The 16,423-nt window shown below is 57.7% G+C and carries 16 protein-coding genes and 1 pseudogene; 6 read left to right on the top strand and 11 right to left on the bottom strand.

What is annotated here, in order from left to right:
* The first annotated feature begins 323 nt into the window (after positions 1-323).
* The 6 genes from AC1Q6Y_RS07870 to AC1Q6Y_RS07845 are packed head-to-tail and all read left to right on the top strand — an operon-like array spanning position 324 to position 6,277.
* Positions 324-1,418, top strand: a complete 1,095-nt coding sequence (locus tag AC1Q6Y_RS07870; RefSeq protein ID WP_218496194.1) for an ABC transporter ATP-binding protein — start codon at positions 324-326, stop codon at positions 1,416-1,418.
* Complete coding sequence (locus AC1Q6Y_RS07865; RefSeq protein WP_057714146.1) at positions 1,418-2,533, top strand: ABC transporter ATP-binding protein; 1,116 nt, start codon at positions 1,418-1,420, stop codon at positions 2,531-2,533. The genes AC1Q6Y_RS07870 and AC1Q6Y_RS07865 overlap by 1 nt, the downstream gene beginning before the upstream one ends.
* Positions 2,530-3,396, top strand: coding sequence for a carbohydrate ABC transporter permease (locus tag AC1Q6Y_RS07860; RefSeq protein ID WP_008046507.1), 867 nt, complete (start codon positions 2,530-2,532; stop codon positions 3,394-3,396). The genes AC1Q6Y_RS07865 and AC1Q6Y_RS07860 overlap by 4 nt, the downstream gene beginning before the upstream one ends.
* Before the next feature lie 7 nt (positions 3,397-3,403).
* Positions 3,404-4,204, top strand: a complete 801-nt coding sequence (locus tag AC1Q6Y_RS07855) for a carbohydrate ABC transporter permease (protein WP_008046506.1) — start codon at positions 3,404-3,406, stop codon at positions 4,202-4,204.
* Between the two features lie 10 nt (positions 4,205-4,214).
* The gene (locus AC1Q6Y_RS07850) at positions 4,215-4,487 is read left to right on the top strand and encodes a DUF2160 domain-containing protein (RefSeq protein ID WP_057716585.1); all 273 of its coding nucleotides are present in this window, start codon (positions 4,215-4,217) and stop codon (positions 4,485-4,487) included.
* Positions 4,488-4,534: 47 nt separating this feature from the next.
* Positions 4,535-6,277, top strand: a complete 1,743-nt coding sequence (locus tag AC1Q6Y_RS07845) for an ABC transporter substrate-binding protein (RefSeq protein WP_150755568.1) — start codon at positions 4,535-4,537, stop codon at positions 6,275-6,277.
* A gap of 175 nt (positions 6,278-6,452) precedes the next feature.
* Here the strand turns inward: AC1Q6Y_RS07845 and AC1Q6Y_RS07840 are convergent, their stop codons facing one another.
* From AC1Q6Y_RS07840 to nuoI, 11 genes and pseudogenes are all read right to left on the bottom strand, one after another.
* A complete protein-coding gene (locus tag AC1Q6Y_RS07840; protein WP_492624316.1) occupies positions 6,453-7,487 on the bottom strand; it encodes a 2Fe-2S iron-sulfur cluster-binding protein in 1,035 nt (344 codons plus the stop codon).
* A 68-nt stretch (positions 7,488-7,555) separates the two neighbouring features.
* Positions 7,556-8,467 (bottom strand): diiron oxygenase, encoded by a 912-nt coding sequence (locus tag AC1Q6Y_RS07835; RefSeq protein WP_057714149.1) that lies wholly within the window; start codon positions 8,465-8,467, stop codon positions 7,556-7,558.
* Between the two features lie 43 nt (positions 8,468-8,510).
* Positions 8,511-9,209 carry a glutamine amidotransferase gene (locus AC1Q6Y_RS07830; protein ID WP_223473542.1) on the bottom strand — a complete coding sequence of 233 codons (699 nt, stop codon included), beginning with the start codon at positions 9,207-9,209 and terminating at the stop codon, positions 8,511-8,513.
* Positions 9,210-9,655: 446 nt separating this feature from the next.
* Positions 9,656-9,772: pseudogene (locus AC1Q6Y_RS07825) on the bottom strand (PIN domain nuclease); the annotation flags it as partial.
* Positions 9,769-9,939: a hypothetical protein gene (locus AC1Q6Y_RS07820; protein ID WP_492624315.1), complete on the bottom strand. Its 171-nt coding sequence runs from the start codon at positions 9,937-9,939 to the stop codon at positions 9,769-9,771. The pseudogene AC1Q6Y_RS07825 and the gene AC1Q6Y_RS07820, both read right to left, overlap by 4 nt.
* Before the next feature lie 213 nt (positions 9,940-10,152).
* Positions 10,153-11,616 (bottom strand): NADH-quinone oxidoreductase subunit NuoN, encoded by a 1,464-nt coding sequence (gene nuoN / locus AC1Q6Y_RS07815; protein WP_340314064.1) that lies wholly within the window; start codon positions 11,614-11,616, stop codon positions 10,153-10,155.
* Between the two features lie 7 nt (positions 11,617-11,623).
* On the bottom strand, positions 11,624-13,156 hold the full coding sequence (gene nuoM / locus AC1Q6Y_RS07810) for an NADH-quinone oxidoreductase subunit M (RefSeq protein WP_104447789.1): 1,533 nt from the start codon (positions 13,154-13,156) through the stop codon (positions 11,624-11,626).
* 39 nt (positions 13,157-13,195) lie between these two features.
* Positions 13,196-15,049 carry an NADH-quinone oxidoreductase subunit L gene (gene nuoL, locus AC1Q6Y_RS07805; protein ID WP_492624314.1) on the bottom strand — a complete coding sequence of 618 codons (1,854 nt, stop codon included), beginning with the start codon at positions 15,047-15,049 and terminating at the stop codon, positions 13,196-13,198.
* Positions 15,046-15,354: an NADH-quinone oxidoreductase subunit NuoK gene (gene nuoK, locus AC1Q6Y_RS07800; RefSeq protein WP_007946416.1), complete on the bottom strand. Its 309-nt coding sequence runs from the start codon at positions 15,352-15,354 to the stop codon at positions 15,046-15,048. Before nuoK ends, nuoL begins: the two co-directional genes overlap by 4 nt.
* Before the next feature lie 2 nt (positions 15,355-15,356).
* Positions 15,357-15,860 (bottom strand): NADH-quinone oxidoreductase subunit J, encoded by a 504-nt coding sequence (nuoJ, locus tag AC1Q6Y_RS07795; RefSeq protein ID WP_053161453.1) that lies wholly within the window; start codon positions 15,858-15,860, stop codon positions 15,357-15,359.
* Between the two features lie 9 nt (positions 15,861-15,869).
* The gene (gene nuoI, locus AC1Q6Y_RS07790; RefSeq protein WP_191622226.1) at positions 15,870-16,415 is read right to left on the bottom strand and encodes an NADH-quinone oxidoreductase subunit NuoI; all 546 of its coding nucleotides are present in this window, start codon (positions 16,413-16,415) and stop codon (positions 15,870-15,872) included.
* Positions 16,416-16,423 lie beyond the last annotated feature (8 nt).

Raw genomic sequence — 16,423 nt, 5'->3', positions numbered from 1 at the left:
CCCCCCCCCCCCCCCCCCCCCCCCCCCCCCCCCCCCCCCCCCCCCCCCCCCCCCCCCCCCCCCCCCGCTCCCACAGGATCTGCGTTTATTTCCATGTTCCGGGAAAGGCACAAAACATCCGTAGAGTGTTGTTCACTAATGTTCATTGTCAACCGTTGAAGTGTTCAGTTGTTCAGTCGCGGTTGTTCATTTGTGTTCAGCAATGAACGTGACTCTGTAGTCATTTTCAGGAATTTCAAACTGAATCAATCGTTTGCAATTTCTGGCACAAATGTCGCTATACAGCTCCGGTCGCTTGACTCCAATAAGAAAAAGGCCGAGCCATGTCACTCACCCTGGAACACGTCAGCCGCACCGTCGAGGGCCAGACCTGGATCGACGATGCCAACCTGAGTTTTGAACCCGGTTCCTTCAACGTTTTGCTGGGTCGCACCTTGTCCGGCAAAACCAGCCTGATGCGCCTGATGGCCGGTCTGGACAAGCCCGACAGCGGCCGCATCCTGATGAACGGCGTCGACGTCACCCAACGGCCCGTGCGCTTGCGCAATGTGTCGATGGTCTATCAGCAGTTCATCAACTACCCGACCATGACGGTGTTCGACAACATCGCCTCGCCGCTGCGTCAGGCCGGTGTTTCCAGCGAGCAAATTCAGAGCAAGGTGCTGGAAACCGCGAAGATGCTGCGCATCGAGAGGTTTCTCAAACGCTATCCGCTGGAGCTTTCCGGTGGCCAGCAACAACGCACGGCCATGGCCCGGGCGCTGGTCAAGGATGCCGAGCTGATCCTGTTCGACGAGCCGCTGGTCAACCTCGACTACAAGTTGCGCGAAGAACTGCGCCAGGAAATGCGCGAGCTGTTCAAGGCGCGCCACACCATCGCGATCTACGCCACCACCGAGCCCAACGAGGCCCTGGCCTTGGGCGGCACCACCACCATTCTTCACGAAGGCCGGGTGATCCAGAGCGGCCAGTCTTCGTCGGTCTATCATCAGCCGCAAACGGTGCTGGCGGCGGAGCTGTTCTCCGAGCCGCCGATCAACCTGATGCCGGGGCGCATTGCCGGCAACGAAGTGAGTTTCGCCAATTTCGTGCACTTCCCGCTGAATGTCGATCTGCGCCCGGTAGGCGAGGGCGAGTTTCGTTTCGGCGTGCGACCCAGCCATATCTCGCTGGTGCCGAGCAACGACGATGACCTCGAATTGGCGGTGACCGTCGAAGTCGCGGAAATCAGTGGCTCGGAAACCTTCCTGCACGTGCGCAACGAGCATTTCCTGCTGGTGCTGCACTTGCCCGGCGTTCACGAATACGACGTCGATGCGCCGATCCGCATCTACATCCCGACCCATAAACTGTTTGTGTTCGATACGCAGGGGCGGCTGGTCCAGGCGCCGGGCCGGCGTGTCACGAGGGTTGCCTGATGGCCGAAATCCGTTTGCAGAACCTCGCCCACAGCTACACCAAGACTCCGGCGGGGCCGGAGGACTACGCGATCCGCGAGATGGACCACATCTGGGAGCAGGGTGGCGCCTACGCGTTGCTTGGCCCATCGGGCTGTGGCAAATCGACCTTGCTCAACATCATTTCCGGGCTGCTCAGCCCGTCCCAGGGTCATGTGCTGTTCGACGGCAAAGCGGTCAACAACCTGACCCCGGAGAAGCGCAACATCGCCCAGGTTTTCCAGTTCCCGGTGGTCTACGACACCATGACGGTGTTCGACAACCTGGCCTTCCCGCTGCGCAATCAGGGCATGGCCGAGGCCCGGGTGCATAGCAAGGTGCAGGAAATCGCCGAAGTTCTCGACCTGCAGAACCTGTTGAGCAAAAAGGCCCGCAACCTCACCGCCGACGAAAAACAGAAAGTCTCCATGGGGCGTGGGCTGGTGCGCGACGACGTGTCGGCGATCCTGTTCGATGAGCCGCTGACGGTGATCGACCCGCACCTCAAGTGGAAACTGCGGCGCAAGCTCAAGCAGATCCACGAACAGTTCAACATCACCATGGTCTACGTCACCCACGATCAGCTGGAGGCCTCGACCTTCGCCGACAAGATTGCGGTGATGTACGGCGGGCAGATCGTGCAATTCGGTACGCCAAGGGAGTTGTTCGAGCGCCCGAGCCACACCTTTGTCGGCTACTTCATTGGCAGCCCCGGGATGAACCTGATCGAGGTACAGCCGCAACCGGGTGGCGTCGGTTTCGCCTCGACTCACCTGCCGCTGTCCGAGGCGATGCAGCAGCGTATTGCTGAATCGGAGTGGAAAACCCTGAAGGTCGGCATTCGTCCGGAGTTCGTCCATGTGTGGGACGAAGCCTTTGATGACGCGCTGCGGGCACAGGTCGTACACGTCGAAGACCTGGGCACCTACAAGATCATGACCCTCAACCTCGATGGCGTCCCCCTGAAAGTGCGCCTGGCCGAAGACAAGCCGGTGCCGCAAGGCACGGCGTACATCAGTTTTCCGGCGCAGTGGCTGATGGTCTACGCCGATGAATTCCTGCTCGAAGCCAATGCCAACCAAGAGGCGCAGCCATGAACAAGGTGCAGAACAACAAGGCCTGGTGGCTGGTGCTGCCGGTGTTCCTGCTGGTGGCGTTCAGTGCGGTGATCCCGATGATGACCGTGGTCAACTATTCGGTGCAGGACATCTTCGACCAGTCCAGCCGCTACTTTGTCGGCGCCGATTGGTACAAGCAGGTGCTGCTCGATCCGCGCCTGCACGACTCGTTGCTGCGCCAGTTCATCTACTCGGCTTGCGTGCTGTTGATCGAGATCCCGCTGGGGATTGCGATTGCCCTGACCATGCCGACCAAAGGGCGCTGGTCGTCGGTGGTGCTGATCATCCTGGCGATTCCGTTGCTGATCCCGTGGAACGTGGTCGGCACCATCTGGCAGATCTTCGGCCGGGCCGACATCGGTCTGCTGGGGGCGAGCCTCAAGGCCATGGGCATCAGCTACAACTATGCGGCGAACACCATGGACGCCTGGGTCACCGTACTGGTGATGGACGTCTGGCACTGGACCTCGCTGGTGGCGCTGTTGTGCTTCTCCGGCCTGCGGGCGATTCCGGATGTGTATTACCAGGCGGCGCGGATCGACCGTGCCTCGGCCTGGGCGGTGTTCCGGCATATCCAGTTGCCCAAGCTCAAGAGTGTGCTGCTGATCGCGGTGATGCTGCGCTTCATGGACAGTTTCATGATCTACACCGAGCCCTTCGTGCTTACGGGTGGCGGTCCGGGCAATTCCACGACCTTCTTGAGCCAGACCCTGACGCAAATGGCGATCGGGCAGTTCGACCTGGGGCCGGCCGCCGCATTCTCGCTGGTGTACTTCCTGATCATCCTGTTGGTGTCCTGGCTGTTCTACACCGCCATGACTCACTCCGACGCCAACCGCTGAGGCCATCATGAGCAAGAGAAAGCTGATTCCACTGCTGATCTACATCCTGTTCCTGCTGGTGCCGATCTACTGGCTGCTGAACATGTCCTTCAAGAGCAACAGCGAAATCCTCGGTGGCCTGACCTTGTTTCCGCAGGATTTCACCCTGGCGAACTACAAAGTGATCTTCACCGATCCGAGCTGGTACACCGGCTACATCAACTCGGCGTACTACGTGAGCCTGAACACGATCATTTCCCTGACCGTGGCCTTGCCGGCGGCCTATGCGTTCTCGCGCTACCGCTTCCTCGGTGACAAGCACCTGTTCTTCTGGCTGCTGACCAACCGCATGGCGCCACCGGCGGTGTTCCTGTTGCCGTTCTTCCAGCTGTATTCCTCGATCGGGCTGTTCGATACCCACATCGCCGTGGCCCTGGCCCATTGCCTGTTCAACGTGCCGCTGGCGGTGTGGATTCTCGAAGGCTTCATGTCCGGCGTGCCCAAGGAAATCGACGAAACCGCCTACATCGACGGCTACAGTTTCCCCAAGTTCTTCGTGAAGATTTTCATCCCGCTGATCGGCTCCGGCATCGGCGTCACGGCGTTCTTCTGCTTCATGTTTTCCTGGGTCGAACTGCTGCTGGCGCGAACCCTCACGTCGGTGAACGCCAAACCGATCGCAGCGGTGATGACCCGCACGGTCTCGGCATCCGGTATCGACTGGGGCGTGCTGGCGGCGGCGGGGGTGTTGACCATCCTGCCGGGCATGTTGGTGATCTGGTTTGTTCGCAACCACGTGGCCAAGGGCTTTGCCCTGGGCCGGGTATGAGGAACTGATGATGGAATGGATGAGTTGGACCGTCCCGACGGCGGCGTTCTTCGGCGTCATTGCCTTGATCCTGGTGGGCATGACCACCTGGGAATTGCGTTCGCCGAGCGTGCTCAGGCGAGGTTTTCTACCGATTGCCACCACCCGTGGCGATCGGCTGTTCATCGGTCTTCTCGGCAGCGCCTACCTGCATCTGCTGGTAATCGGCGTCACCGACTGGAGCATCTGGGTCGCCTTCGCGATGTCCCTGGTGTGGCTGTTGGCTGTGATGCGTTGGGGCTAGTCGAATCGCTCGGCAATGTTGCTCCGAAACTCAATAAGGAGGTCTCTATGTTCGACAAAAACAATAAGCTGCGACATAGCATTTCATTGGCAGCCATGCTGGCACTCAGCGGTTTGAGCGCATCTGCCTGGGCCGATGCCTATGAAGACGCGGCGAAGAAATGGATCGGCAGTGAATTCAAGCCGTCCACCCTGACAGCCGATCAACAACTCGAAGAGCTGAAGTGGTTCATCAAGGCGGCGGAGCCGTTTCGCGGGATGAGCATCAAAGTGGTGTCGGAAACCATCGCCACCCACGAGTATGAGTCCAAGGTGCTGGCCAAGGCCTTCACCGAGATCACCGGGATCAAGCTGACCCACGACCTGCTGCAGGAAGGCGACGTGGTGGAAAAGCTGCAGACCCAGATGCAGTCGGACAAGAACATCTATGACGGCTGGGTCAACGACTCGGACCTGATCGGTACACACTTCCGTTACGGCAAGACCGAATCGATCACCGACCTGATGGCCAACGAGGGCAAGAACTTCACCTCGCCGACCCTAGACATCAAGGACTTCATCGGCATCTCCTTCACCACCGCGCCGGACGGCAAGATCTATCAATTGCCCGACCAGCAGTTCGCCAACCTGTACTGGTTCCGCGCCGACTGGTTCGAACGCGCGGACCTGAAAGCCAAGTTCAAGGAAAAGTACGGCTACGAGTTGGGCGTACCGGTGAACTGGTCGGCCTATGAAGACATCGCCAAATTCTTCAGCGAAGACGTCAAGGAAATCGACGGTAAGCGCGTTTACGGGCACATGGATTACGGCAAGAAAGACCCGTCGCTGGGTTGGCGTTTCACCGATGCCTGGTTCTCCATGGCAGGCGCTGGCGATAAAGGCATACCTAACGGCTTGCCGGTGGACGAGTGGGGGATCCGCGTCGAGGATTGTCATCCGGTCGGCTCCAGCGTGACCCGCGGTGGCGACACCAACGGCCCGGCGGCAGTGTATGCGACCACCAAGTACGTTGACTGGATGAAAAAGTACGCGCCACCGGAAGCGGCGGGCATGACTTTCTCCGAATCAGGTCCCGTGCCATCCCAGGGCAACATTGCCCAGCAGATCTTCTGGTACACCGCGTTTACCGCCGACATGACCAAACCGGGCTTGCCGGTGATGAACGCCGACGGCACGCCGAAATGGCGCATGGCGCCTTCGCCGAAAGGTCCATATTGGGAAGAGGGCATGAAGCTCGGTTATCAGGACGCCGGTTCCTGGACATTCATGAAGTCCACGCCTGAGAAACAAAAACTGGCGGCCTGGCTGTACGCGCAGTTCGTGACCTCGAAAACCGTGTCGCTGAAGAAAACCATCGTCGGCCTGACCCCGATCCGCGAATCGGACATCAACTCCCAGGCCATGACCGACCTGGCGCCGAAACTCGGTGGCCTGGTGGAGTTCTACCGCAGCCCGGCCCGCGTGCAATGGACCCCGACCGGGACCAACGTGCCTGATTATCCTCGCCTCGCGCAGTTGTGGTGGAGCCACATCGCCGAAGCCGCCAGCGGCGAGAAAACCCCGCAAGAGGCGCTGGATGGCCTGGCCAAGGATCAGGACGCAATCATGACCCGTCTGGAACGCTCGAAGGCACAAGCCACCTGCGCCCCGAAAATGAATCCAGAGCGCGATGCTCAATACTGGTTCGACCAACCGGGCGCCCCGAAACCGAAACTGGCGAACGAAAAGCCTAAGGGTGAAACCGTGAGCTACGCCGAACTGCTGAAATCGTGGGAGGCGGCGCGCAAGTAAAGCACTGGAGTTGTGAAAGGCGAACGGCACCGGAAGGTGCCGTTTTTTATAGTTGCTTGTGTCACCGCATTCGCCGGCAAGTTGGCTTGTTGGGTCGCCGCATCGCAGCGAAAACGTCGTTGAAACGATGTCGATAGTTCAGATCACCGCGCCACCCTCGGTTCGTGCAAGCCGGTCAGATCTCAATTGAGAGCTCACCACCCTCGGCATATGTGCAACAAGCCAATGCGTAGCCCGACTCCAGTTCCGCAGTGCTGAGCGAGAAGTCAGGCGCTCTTTTGCATGCCCCGGAAATAACCTTGATCCTGCAACTGCCACAGATGCCTGAGCGGCACTGACTGCGGATGGGTACATGATTGGTTTCCAACGCATCAAGCAGCGTTTGTCCACTACTGACCTGGAAATGGTGGTCCTGCTGATTTGATCGAGCACAGACAGTGGTCAGCGGGCTGTGTTCGGCTGCTGGTTCTGACTGTTCCACGCTGCTGAACGCTTCAATGAAACAGGGGATGTTGTGATTCAGCTCCTTGACCAATACCTGCTGGGCGACGGAAAAGCCATGGCTGCCGCAAATGACTGCCGCGTCGACGGGAACTGAATCCGGTAAGGAAAGTTTAACCAGCCGTCCTCCGGTAAAGTGGTGAGAGTGTGTATCGATTGATTCTCGAGTAATAAAAAAACGAACGTTGAACCAGTTCGATCGAAACGCTAAGGCGAGGAGTTCCGCGAGGAAAGGTATGCTCGCAATCGTAGGTGAACTAACCAGCAGCGTTACTCTGGGAATGGGTTTATCTTTGCTTTCAAGCTCGACAAGGCTACGGATCAGCGCGATCGGCAATGTGATGCCGATACCGCCTGCCAGCATCAAGACATGCCGGTAGGCGATAATACTGTCCGAAGTGATGTTGCCACCAACGTTGGAAAAACAAAGGAGTGATCCGCAGCCGACGTTCGAATACAAAGTGTCCGATACTCCATTGTTGCCGGTGCGCTTGACCGTGATTTCAATTTGATTGATATCTCGCACCGCCGTGATCGAGTAATTACGTTGTTGTGCCGTGCCAGAGCGGTCTGGATGATTGATCGCAATATATCGTCCCGGCTTTAATTCATTGGGTTCAATGCATTGGGGCAATCGAAGCAGGTAAGTCTTCGTGTTGGTTGCTGCATCTGAGATTTTCTCGCAACTCAAGAACGTAAGCCGCTCCATGGTCGTCCCCTTCATGGTAAAGAGATAAGTACGTTTTTAATGAGTTGTTCAAGAAGTGCCAACTGATATCAGTGGGTTTCTTCGAGACCTATTCTGCTCAGCAATTTGTCGACCGACTCGGTGTAAACGTTGACTTCGCCAAGTGTTGCCGTGTCGTGGATGATGTCCGCATAGCGAGGCAGGCGAGCATGAGAAAATGCCATTTCCCACGCCCCCATTTCATTGTTTGCAAACATTGATACGGTTTTTTTAATAATGGCCTTTAAATGCGTTTTTTCATGTTGAGATAGCGTCGATATCAGATCTGCCGCTACATAACTGAATACACTGGAATGACTCCATTCATCCATCGCATGGGTCTTGGTGACTTGATGGCAAATACTTTGAACGGAGCTGTCTTCTGCCAGCGTTTTAAGATAGTCCGTAATCAGCGTTTCACTGGCGCAGGCGATACCGAAGCGAGTGAGTCTGCGCTCCCATTCGGCAGAACAGGACGATAGCACCCAATTCTTCCATTTGATCAGGTTGAAGTCGGTGAAATTCAGGTGTGCAAGATCTCTGTGGTGATAAATGTAGTTGCATGCGGTGACTGACATTTTGGTGTGCAGTGCTTCGTCAAGCAGTGCTTCGGAGATGGACTCCTGAAGCAATGCTCGATTCCTGGTTGCGCTGGGTGGCGTTTTGATGATGTCTTCGCAGGCTGGCGTGACGATGTCGCATTCGATATAAATGGTTTTCAGGTTGTAGATGATCCATGCATATGAAAGGCATGTTGATTTCATTTCGGGAGAGGCTTCGATCCAGGCAGGGTGATTTCTGAAGGGAAGCAAGCTCTCGCAAAAGTCGTTTTTGCCGGGATCGAAGGCTAGCTCGGAATAAGTAGGTTGTTTGTTATTGACTGCGGCTCGGGTGCTCCAAAGCACCGAAAGTTTTTCGAGCATCTGTGCAACCGAGTAAGTTTGAATGTCGTGAGTGTTCATGATAGTTACCTTTTGTTCTAAATAGTCGGCCCGATGTGCTTTGTTAGAGTGGCAGGTCGAGCCAGTTTGAAATGATTTTCGGGGCAACGGTTTTCAATGACTTACCGTGTAAAGCTACCTGTCGACGCAAGTCGCGAGGGTCAATTGAGGCCATGTTCAATTCGGCTGCGTGGCCGATCAGCCATTGTTCAAAGCGGTCAGGATCAATTTCCAGGTGGAACTGTAGACCCAGTATGTTTTTGCCGACACTAAACGCCTGATTGGCACAGAGTTTACTGCTCGCCAAGTGATGAGCCCCTTTGGGGATGTCGAATTGATCTCCGTGCCAATGCAATACGGCGACATCGTCGTTCAATAGATCAAGGCAGGAAGGGTGTGCGTCATTACTCAACTGTAAAGGGCTGAAGCCAATCTCCAAGTGCCCCATTGGATAAACGGAGGCTCCCAACACCCTCGCTATCAGCTGGGCACCAAGACAGATTCCCAACGTTTTTTTGTTGCTTTGCAAACGTGCATTGATAAGTGCAATTTCATTTTCTATGAATGGGTATTTTTTTTCATCATAAGCACCGATCGGCCCTCCCAATATCACCATCAGATCAGGCGTTATGGGATCAACTGCCTGCAGCTCTTCCGAAGTGGCATCAATAATATGAATATTATAATTGCGTTGAATCAACGGCTGTTCAAGTGTGCCAAGATCTTCAAAGTTTAAGTGTCGAATCACGAGTGCGTTTTTCATTGTGGCCCGTTTCTTGTAGTTGATCTGGGCGATAAATTAAACTCGGTACTCAGGTGTTGTCGAACGGCAAAATGTAAGAATTATGCAATAACATTTTTATTTGTTTGGGTTTTTATCCGTCGCCGGCCTCAATTCACTATGAATGCGAGGACTTTCTGACTCGGTCTTTAGGGGGGCGTGATGCAAACGCCGAATAAAGATTGAATATATGTGACAAGAACTGACGTTCACATGGGAAGCATCCCTTCGGAAACCTGAATCAATAGCTGTTTGCAATGCTTGGTTCTTGCTGTCGGCGATTTCTGATGGGACATACAGATATTCTCCGGCAATAGGGTGGGCATCGATCTTAAAAAAAACAAACGCAAAAACGCCACTCGGAGGTGCCGTTTTGTTTGGCCAGTGCCCCCGGATCGCCCCCGGAGCAGGCTCGCGAACAGGCCATCCGCTGCGCTGACATAAATGTCGGCAGCGTTCTCAATGAGCTTTCTGGCTTTACCCGAAAGCTGCGGATCATCACTGAGTGTCCAGAGTAAATTACGCGTGTCGAGTAGAAGCCTCATTCGTGAGTGCTTTCAAAAACATCAAGCATTTCAACTGGTAGTGGCGCGTCAAAATCTTCTGGAAGCACCAATTTGCCTTTCATCGTTCCGATTCGCTGCCCGACATTACCTTTGCGTTCGGCAGCAAAGGCATCGAAACCCTCTACGATTTCGGAAAAAAATCTCACGTTTTATTGTTAGTTCTCGCATTGGTTTACCAATCTAGAAGTCATTCAAGATAGAACCAAGTGCTCAATGCTGGATGTAGGACGAGGCGGGTAATCCCGCATGAGCTTTCGGGGATTGTCGGAGGAGGGGAGCGCGCCGGTAACATATCCTACAAACGCAAAAACGGCACCCGAAGGTGCCGTTTCTGTTTACTACTGAATGGCTCTAAGCGATCAACCCGCCAGGCCCGACTGTTGAACCAGGTTCAGCAGCGGTTGTGGGTACAGGCCGAGGAAGAAAGCCAGTACCGCGATGGCCAGCAGCATCACGCCGCCTGCCTTCTGTTCCCAGTGCAATTGAGCGTCGACGCGGCGCAGGTTTGGCTCGATCAGGTACAGGGTGACCATCACTCGCAGGTAGTAGAACACGCCGATGGCACTGCCCAGTACCAGGGAGCCGACCAGCCACCACTGATGGGACTCGACGCCGGTGGCGATGATGTAGAACTTGCCGATGAAGCCTGCGGTCAGCGGGATACCGGCCAGGGACAGCATCATCACGGTCAGCACGGCGGTCAGGTACGGACGGCGCCAGAACAGGCCGCGGTATTCGTACAGGGCGTCTGCGTCACGGCCTTTGTACGGCGAGGACATCAGGGTGATCACACCGAAAGCACCGAGGCTGGTGATCACGTAGGTGACCAGGTACACGCCGATGGCTTCCACGGCCAGGCCCTTGCTCGCCACCAGGGCGATCAGCAGGTAGCCGAAGTGGGCGATGGACGAGTAACCCAGCAGACGCTTGAGGTTGCTCTGGGTCAGGGCCAGCAGGTTACCGAACAGGATCGACGCGATGGCGATGATGGTCAGCACGTTGCTCAGGACGCCGCTGCTTGCAGCAGGGGAGATCTGGAACAGGCGCACCATGACCGCGAACACAGCCACTTTCGAAGCGGTAGCGAGGAACGCTGCGACCGGTGCCGGAGCACCTTCGTAAACGTCTGGAGTCCAGAGGTGGAAGGGCACCAGCGACAGCTTGAACGCCAGACCGATCAACATCATGCCCAGGCCCAGCTGCGCCAGCGAGCTTGGCAGACCAGTAGCCGCCAGCGCCTGACCGATGCCGACGAAGCTCAGGGAACCCGAGTCTGCGTACAGCAGTGCCATGCCGAACAACAGGAACGCGGAGCCGGCAGCCGACAGCACCATGTACTTGATACCGGCTTCCAGCGAACGCTTGTTGAAGAAGGCATAGGCCACCAGACCATAAACCGGCACCGACAGCAGTTCCAGACCGACGAACAACCCGGCCAGGTGCTGTGCGCTGACCAGCACCAGGCCACCGGCGGCGGACATCAGGATCAGCAGGTACAGTTCTTCACGGTTGCCCGGGTAACCCGTGCCACCATCGCCGAGGTAGGCGTGGGCGAGGGTGACACAAGCGAGGGTGGCGACCAGGATCAGCGCCATGTACAAGCAAGCGAAGCTATCGATTTGCAGCAGTGGGGTCACAGCCAGTGGCGCGACCTTCAAGGCTGGCAGGATCGACAGCAACGCCAGGTTCAGACCCGCCACCGACAGCAGGAAGGTCTGGGAGTGGTTGCGGCGCCAGGCAATTGCCAGCATCACCACGATGATCGTGGCGCTGGTAATCAACAGCGGCGCTAGCGCGATAAAGTGTTGAGTCGTGAATTCCATAGCGCTCTTACCGGGCCGAAGCGAGTTGAGTGAAGGCGGTGCCGAGCCATTGCTGCACGCCATGCATCGTAGCGGCAGAGGTATCGAGGAACGGTTGTGGGTACACGCCGATGTAGATCAGCAGTGCAGCCAGACCGACCACCATGATCATTTCGCGACCATCCATGCCATGCAGTACCGCGTCCGATTTGGCCGGGCCGAAGTAGGCACGATGGATCATGATCAGCGAGTAGACCGAACCGAACACCAGGCCGGACGTCGCGATAATGGTGACCCATGGAGCGATCGGGAAGGTGCCGATCAGGATCAGGAACTCACCGACGAAGTTGCCGGTACCCGGCAAGCCCAGCGACGCAGCGGCGAAGAACAGGCTGAGGGCCGGCAGGTAAGCGATCTTCGACCACAGGCCACCCATTTCACGCATGTCGCGGGTGTGGGTGCGTTCGTACAACTGGCCACTCAGGATAAAGAGTGCCGCCGCCGACAGACCGTGGGCCAGCATCTGCATCACCGCGCCCTGCAGCGCCAGTTGGCTGCCGGAGTAGATGCCGATCAGAACGAAGCCCATGTGGGAAACGGACGAGAAGGCAATCAGACGCTTGATGTCGGTTTGCGCGAACGCCAGGAACGCACCGTAGAAAATCCCGATCAGACCCAGGGTCATGGCGAACGGCGCGAACTCGGCCGACGCATTCGGGAACAGCGGCAGGGCGAAACGCAGCAGGCCGTAGGCAGCGGTTTTCAGCAAGATACCGGCGAGGTCGACGGAACCTGCAGTCGGCGCCTGGGCGTGAGCGTCAGGCAACCAGGAGTGGAACGGCACGACTGGCAGCTTCACCGCGAAGGCGATGAAGAAGCCGAGCATCAGGATGTACTCGGTGGTCGTCGACATCTTGGTTTTCAACAGGTCGGCGTAGTTGAAGGTAATCACGCCGGTGTCGTTGAAGTTGACCAGTACCAGACCCAGGATCGCCACCAGCATGATCAGGCCGGAAGCCTGAGTGAAGATGAAGAACTTGGTCGCCGCGTAGATCCGGGTTTTCTTGCCGTCCGAAGAACTGTGACCCCAGAGCGCGATGAGGAAGTACATCGGCACCAGCATCATTTCCCAGAAGAAGAAGAACATGAACAGGTCGAGGGCGAGGAACACACCGACGACACCGCCCAGGATCCACATCAGGTTCAGGTGGAAGAAGCCCACGTGACGCTGGATCTCTTTCCACGAGCAGAGTACCGAGAGGACACCCAGCAGACCGGTCAGCATGATCATCAACAGCGACAGGCCGTCGAGGGCCAGGTGCACGTTGATGCCGAAGCGCTGGATCCAGACGTGCTTGAACTCAAGCGCCCAGGTCGGGTCGGCGCCAGGCGCCGGGGCAAATGAATAATCACCGTTGGCCCACAGCCAGAGGCCGAGGGAAAGCAACAGGGACATGGTGATCAGCGCAATCCAGCGGGGGAGGGTGGCGCCGAAGCGCTCACCCATCCAGCACAGCAGGCCGCCGATGAAGGGGATCAGGATTAGCCAAGGCAGAATCATGACGGGCTCAATTCCTTTCGCAAGTTCGCAAGGTTCATATCAGACCGCTACCAGCACGACGGCGCCGATAACCAGCACGGCACCAGCAGCCATCGAGGCGGCATACCAACGCAGTTGACCGGTCTCGGTACGGCTCAGGGCGGTGTGACCGCCTTTGGCCATGCGCGGGATCAGACCGATGGTCTGGTCCAGCGGGTCTTTGCGCAGGATGTGGATGATCGCCAGGTACGGCTTGACGAACAGTTTGTCGTAGATCCAGTCGAAGCCCCAGGCAGCGAACCACCAGGCCGAGAGGATACGGCCGATGCCGCTGTTGGCGATGGCGGTGACGAAGCGACGCTTGCCGAGGAACAGCAGCGCAGACAGCAGGATACCGGCCAGGGCGATGGCGCCCGACGCGATTTCCAGACTGTGCTTGGCTTCGCCGCCGGCATGGCCGACGCTTTGCGGCAGTACGCCGTGCAGCGGTGGAACGATCATCGCGCCGATGGCGGTGGACAATACGATCAGCACCGACAGTGGCAGCCAGTGGGCGATGCCGTGACCGGCGTGGGCTTCGGTCTTCGCTTCACCGTGGAACGCGATGAAGATCAGGCGGAAGGTGTACAACGAAGTCATGAATGCGCCGACCAGACCTGCGTAGAGCAGACCGTGGTTGCCGCTGGCGAATGCTTCCCAGAGGATTTCGTCCTTGGAGTAGAAGCCTGCGGTCACCAGAGGCAGGGCCGCCAGGGCCGCGCCGCCGACGATGAAGCTGGCGTAGGCCAGTGGCAGCTTTTTCCACAGACCACCCATCTTGAAGATGTTCTGCTCGTGGTGGCAGGCAACGATCACCGAACCGGACGCAAGGAACAGCAGGGCCTTGAAGAAGGCGTGGGTCATCAGGTGGAAGATCGCGCCATCCCAGGCACCGACGCCCAGGGCCAGGAACATGTAGCCGATCTGGCTCATGGTCGAGTAGGCGAGGATACGCTTGATGTCGGTCTGAACCAGGGCTGCGAAGCCAGCCAGGACCAAGGTCACACCGCCGACGATGCCCACCAGGTGCAGGATTTCCGGCGCCAGGGTGAACAGGCCGTGGGTACGGGCGATCAGGTAGACACCGGCGGTCACCATGGTTGCGGCGTGGATCAGTGCCGAAACCGGGGTAGGACCGGCCATCGCATCCGCCAGCCAGGTTTGCAGCGGCAGTTGCGCGGATTTACCGACAGCACCACCGAGCAGCATCAGGGTGGCCATGACCATCCAGAAGTCGCCGGACTGGAATTTCTGCGGAGCCAGCACCAGCAGTTCCTGAACGTTCAGCGTACCCAGTTGGGCAAACAGAATGAACAGGCCGATGGCCATGAACACGTCACCGATACGGGTCACGATAAAGGCTTTGAGTGCGGCGTTACCGTTGTTGCGGTTGCTGTAGTAGAAACCGATCAACAGGTAGGAGCACAGGCCCACGCCTTCCCAGCCGAAGTACAGGAACAACAGGTTATCGCCCAGCACCAGGAACAGCATGCTGGCGATAAACAGGTTGGTGTAGGCGAAGAAGCGCGAGTAACCGGCTTCACCGCGCATGTACCAGGACGCGAACAGGTGGATCAGGAAGCCGACGCCAACCACCACACCGAGCATGGTCAGGGACAGACCATCCAGGTACAGGGCGAAGTTCGGCGTGAAGCCTTCCACCGCCATCCACTGCCACAACACCTGGGTGTAGTGGCCGCCTTCAGGTGGTGCGACATTGAATTGCCAGATCACGTAAGCCGCGACGATGGCAGACAAGCCGACGGAACCGACGCCGATCAGCGCCGAAAGGTTTTCCGAGAGACGGCCGCGAGAAAACGCCAGCAGCAGGAAACCGATGAGAGGGAACAGGAAAGTCAGATAGAGAAGATTCATCCGCGCATCTCACTGGCAGCGTCGATATCGAGCGTGTGGAAGCGGCGATACAGTTGCAGCAGGATCGCCAGGCCGATACTGGCCTCGGCGGCTGCCAGGCTGATCACCAGGATGAACATGATCTGTCCATCCGGCTGTGCCCAGCGGCTTCCGGCAACGATGAACGCCAACGCGGAGGCATTCATCATGACCTCCAGGCTCATCAGCACGAAAAGGATGTTGCGGCGGACCATCAGGCCGACCAGACCGAGGCAGAACAGGATGCCGGCGACCGCCAGACCATGCTCCATGGGGATAGCAGGCATCGTCATTGCTCCTTGGCTTCGTTGCGGCCCAAGTGGAACGCCGTGACGGCTGCGGCGAGCAGCAGCATCGAGGCGAGTTCGACCACCAGCAGGTACGGACCGAACAGGCTGATGCCCACGGCCTTGGCGTCTACGGTGGTATGGCCGATGGCTTCACCGGTCTGGTGGGAGAACAGCACGTACAGCAGTTCCACCAGCAGCAGCGCAGCGAGGAGCACCGGGCCGCCCCAGATACCGGGCTTGAGCCAGACGCGCTCTTGCTGAACCGAGGCCGGGCCAAGGTTCAGCATCATCACCACAAACACGAACAGCACCATGATGGCGCCAGCGTAGGCGATCACTTCCAGGACGCCGGCGAACGGCGCGCCGAGGGCGAAGAAGGTCATCGCCACGGCAATCAGCGAAATGATCAGGTAGAGCAGGGCGTGCACAGGGTTGGTGTTGGTGATCACGCGAAGCGTGGACACCACAGCGATACCCGATGCGAAATAGAAAGCGAATTCCATCTTTCTTCCTTAAGGCAGCAAGCTCTTCACGTTGATCGGCTGGGCTTCGTTCTGCGCGGAGCCTTTCGGCTTCCCGGCAATCGCCATACCTGCAACACGATAGAAGTTGTAATCAGGGTTTTTGCCGGGGCCGGAGATCAGCAGATCTTCTTTCTCGTAAACCAGGTCCTGACGTTTGAACTCGGCCATTTCGAAATCCGGTGTCAGCTGGATCGCGGTGGTCGGGCAGGCTTCCTCGCAGAGGCCGCAAAAAATGCAGCGCGAGAAGTTGATGCGGAAGAAGTCCGGGTACCAGCGACCGTCTTCGGTTTCAGCTTTCTGCAGCGAGATGCAACCGACCGGGCACGCCACGGCGCACAGGTTACAGGCTACACAACGCTCTTCGCCGTCGGGGTCGCGGGTCAGGACGATACGACCACGGTAGCGCGGCGGCAGGTAGACCGGTTCTTCCGGGTACTGCAGCGTGTCGCGCTTGCGGAAGGCGTGGCCGAAAATCATCACCAGGCTGCGAAGCTGGGTGAAGAAGCCATGCACGATGTCAAATATGTACTTCATGATTCTCT

The sequence above is a fragment of the Pseudomonas sp. GW823-FHT06E10 genome, assembly GCF_058794995.1.
The sequence above is the reverse complement of the archived record's forward strand: the minus strand, read 5'-3'. Positions and strand labels throughout refer to the sequence as shown.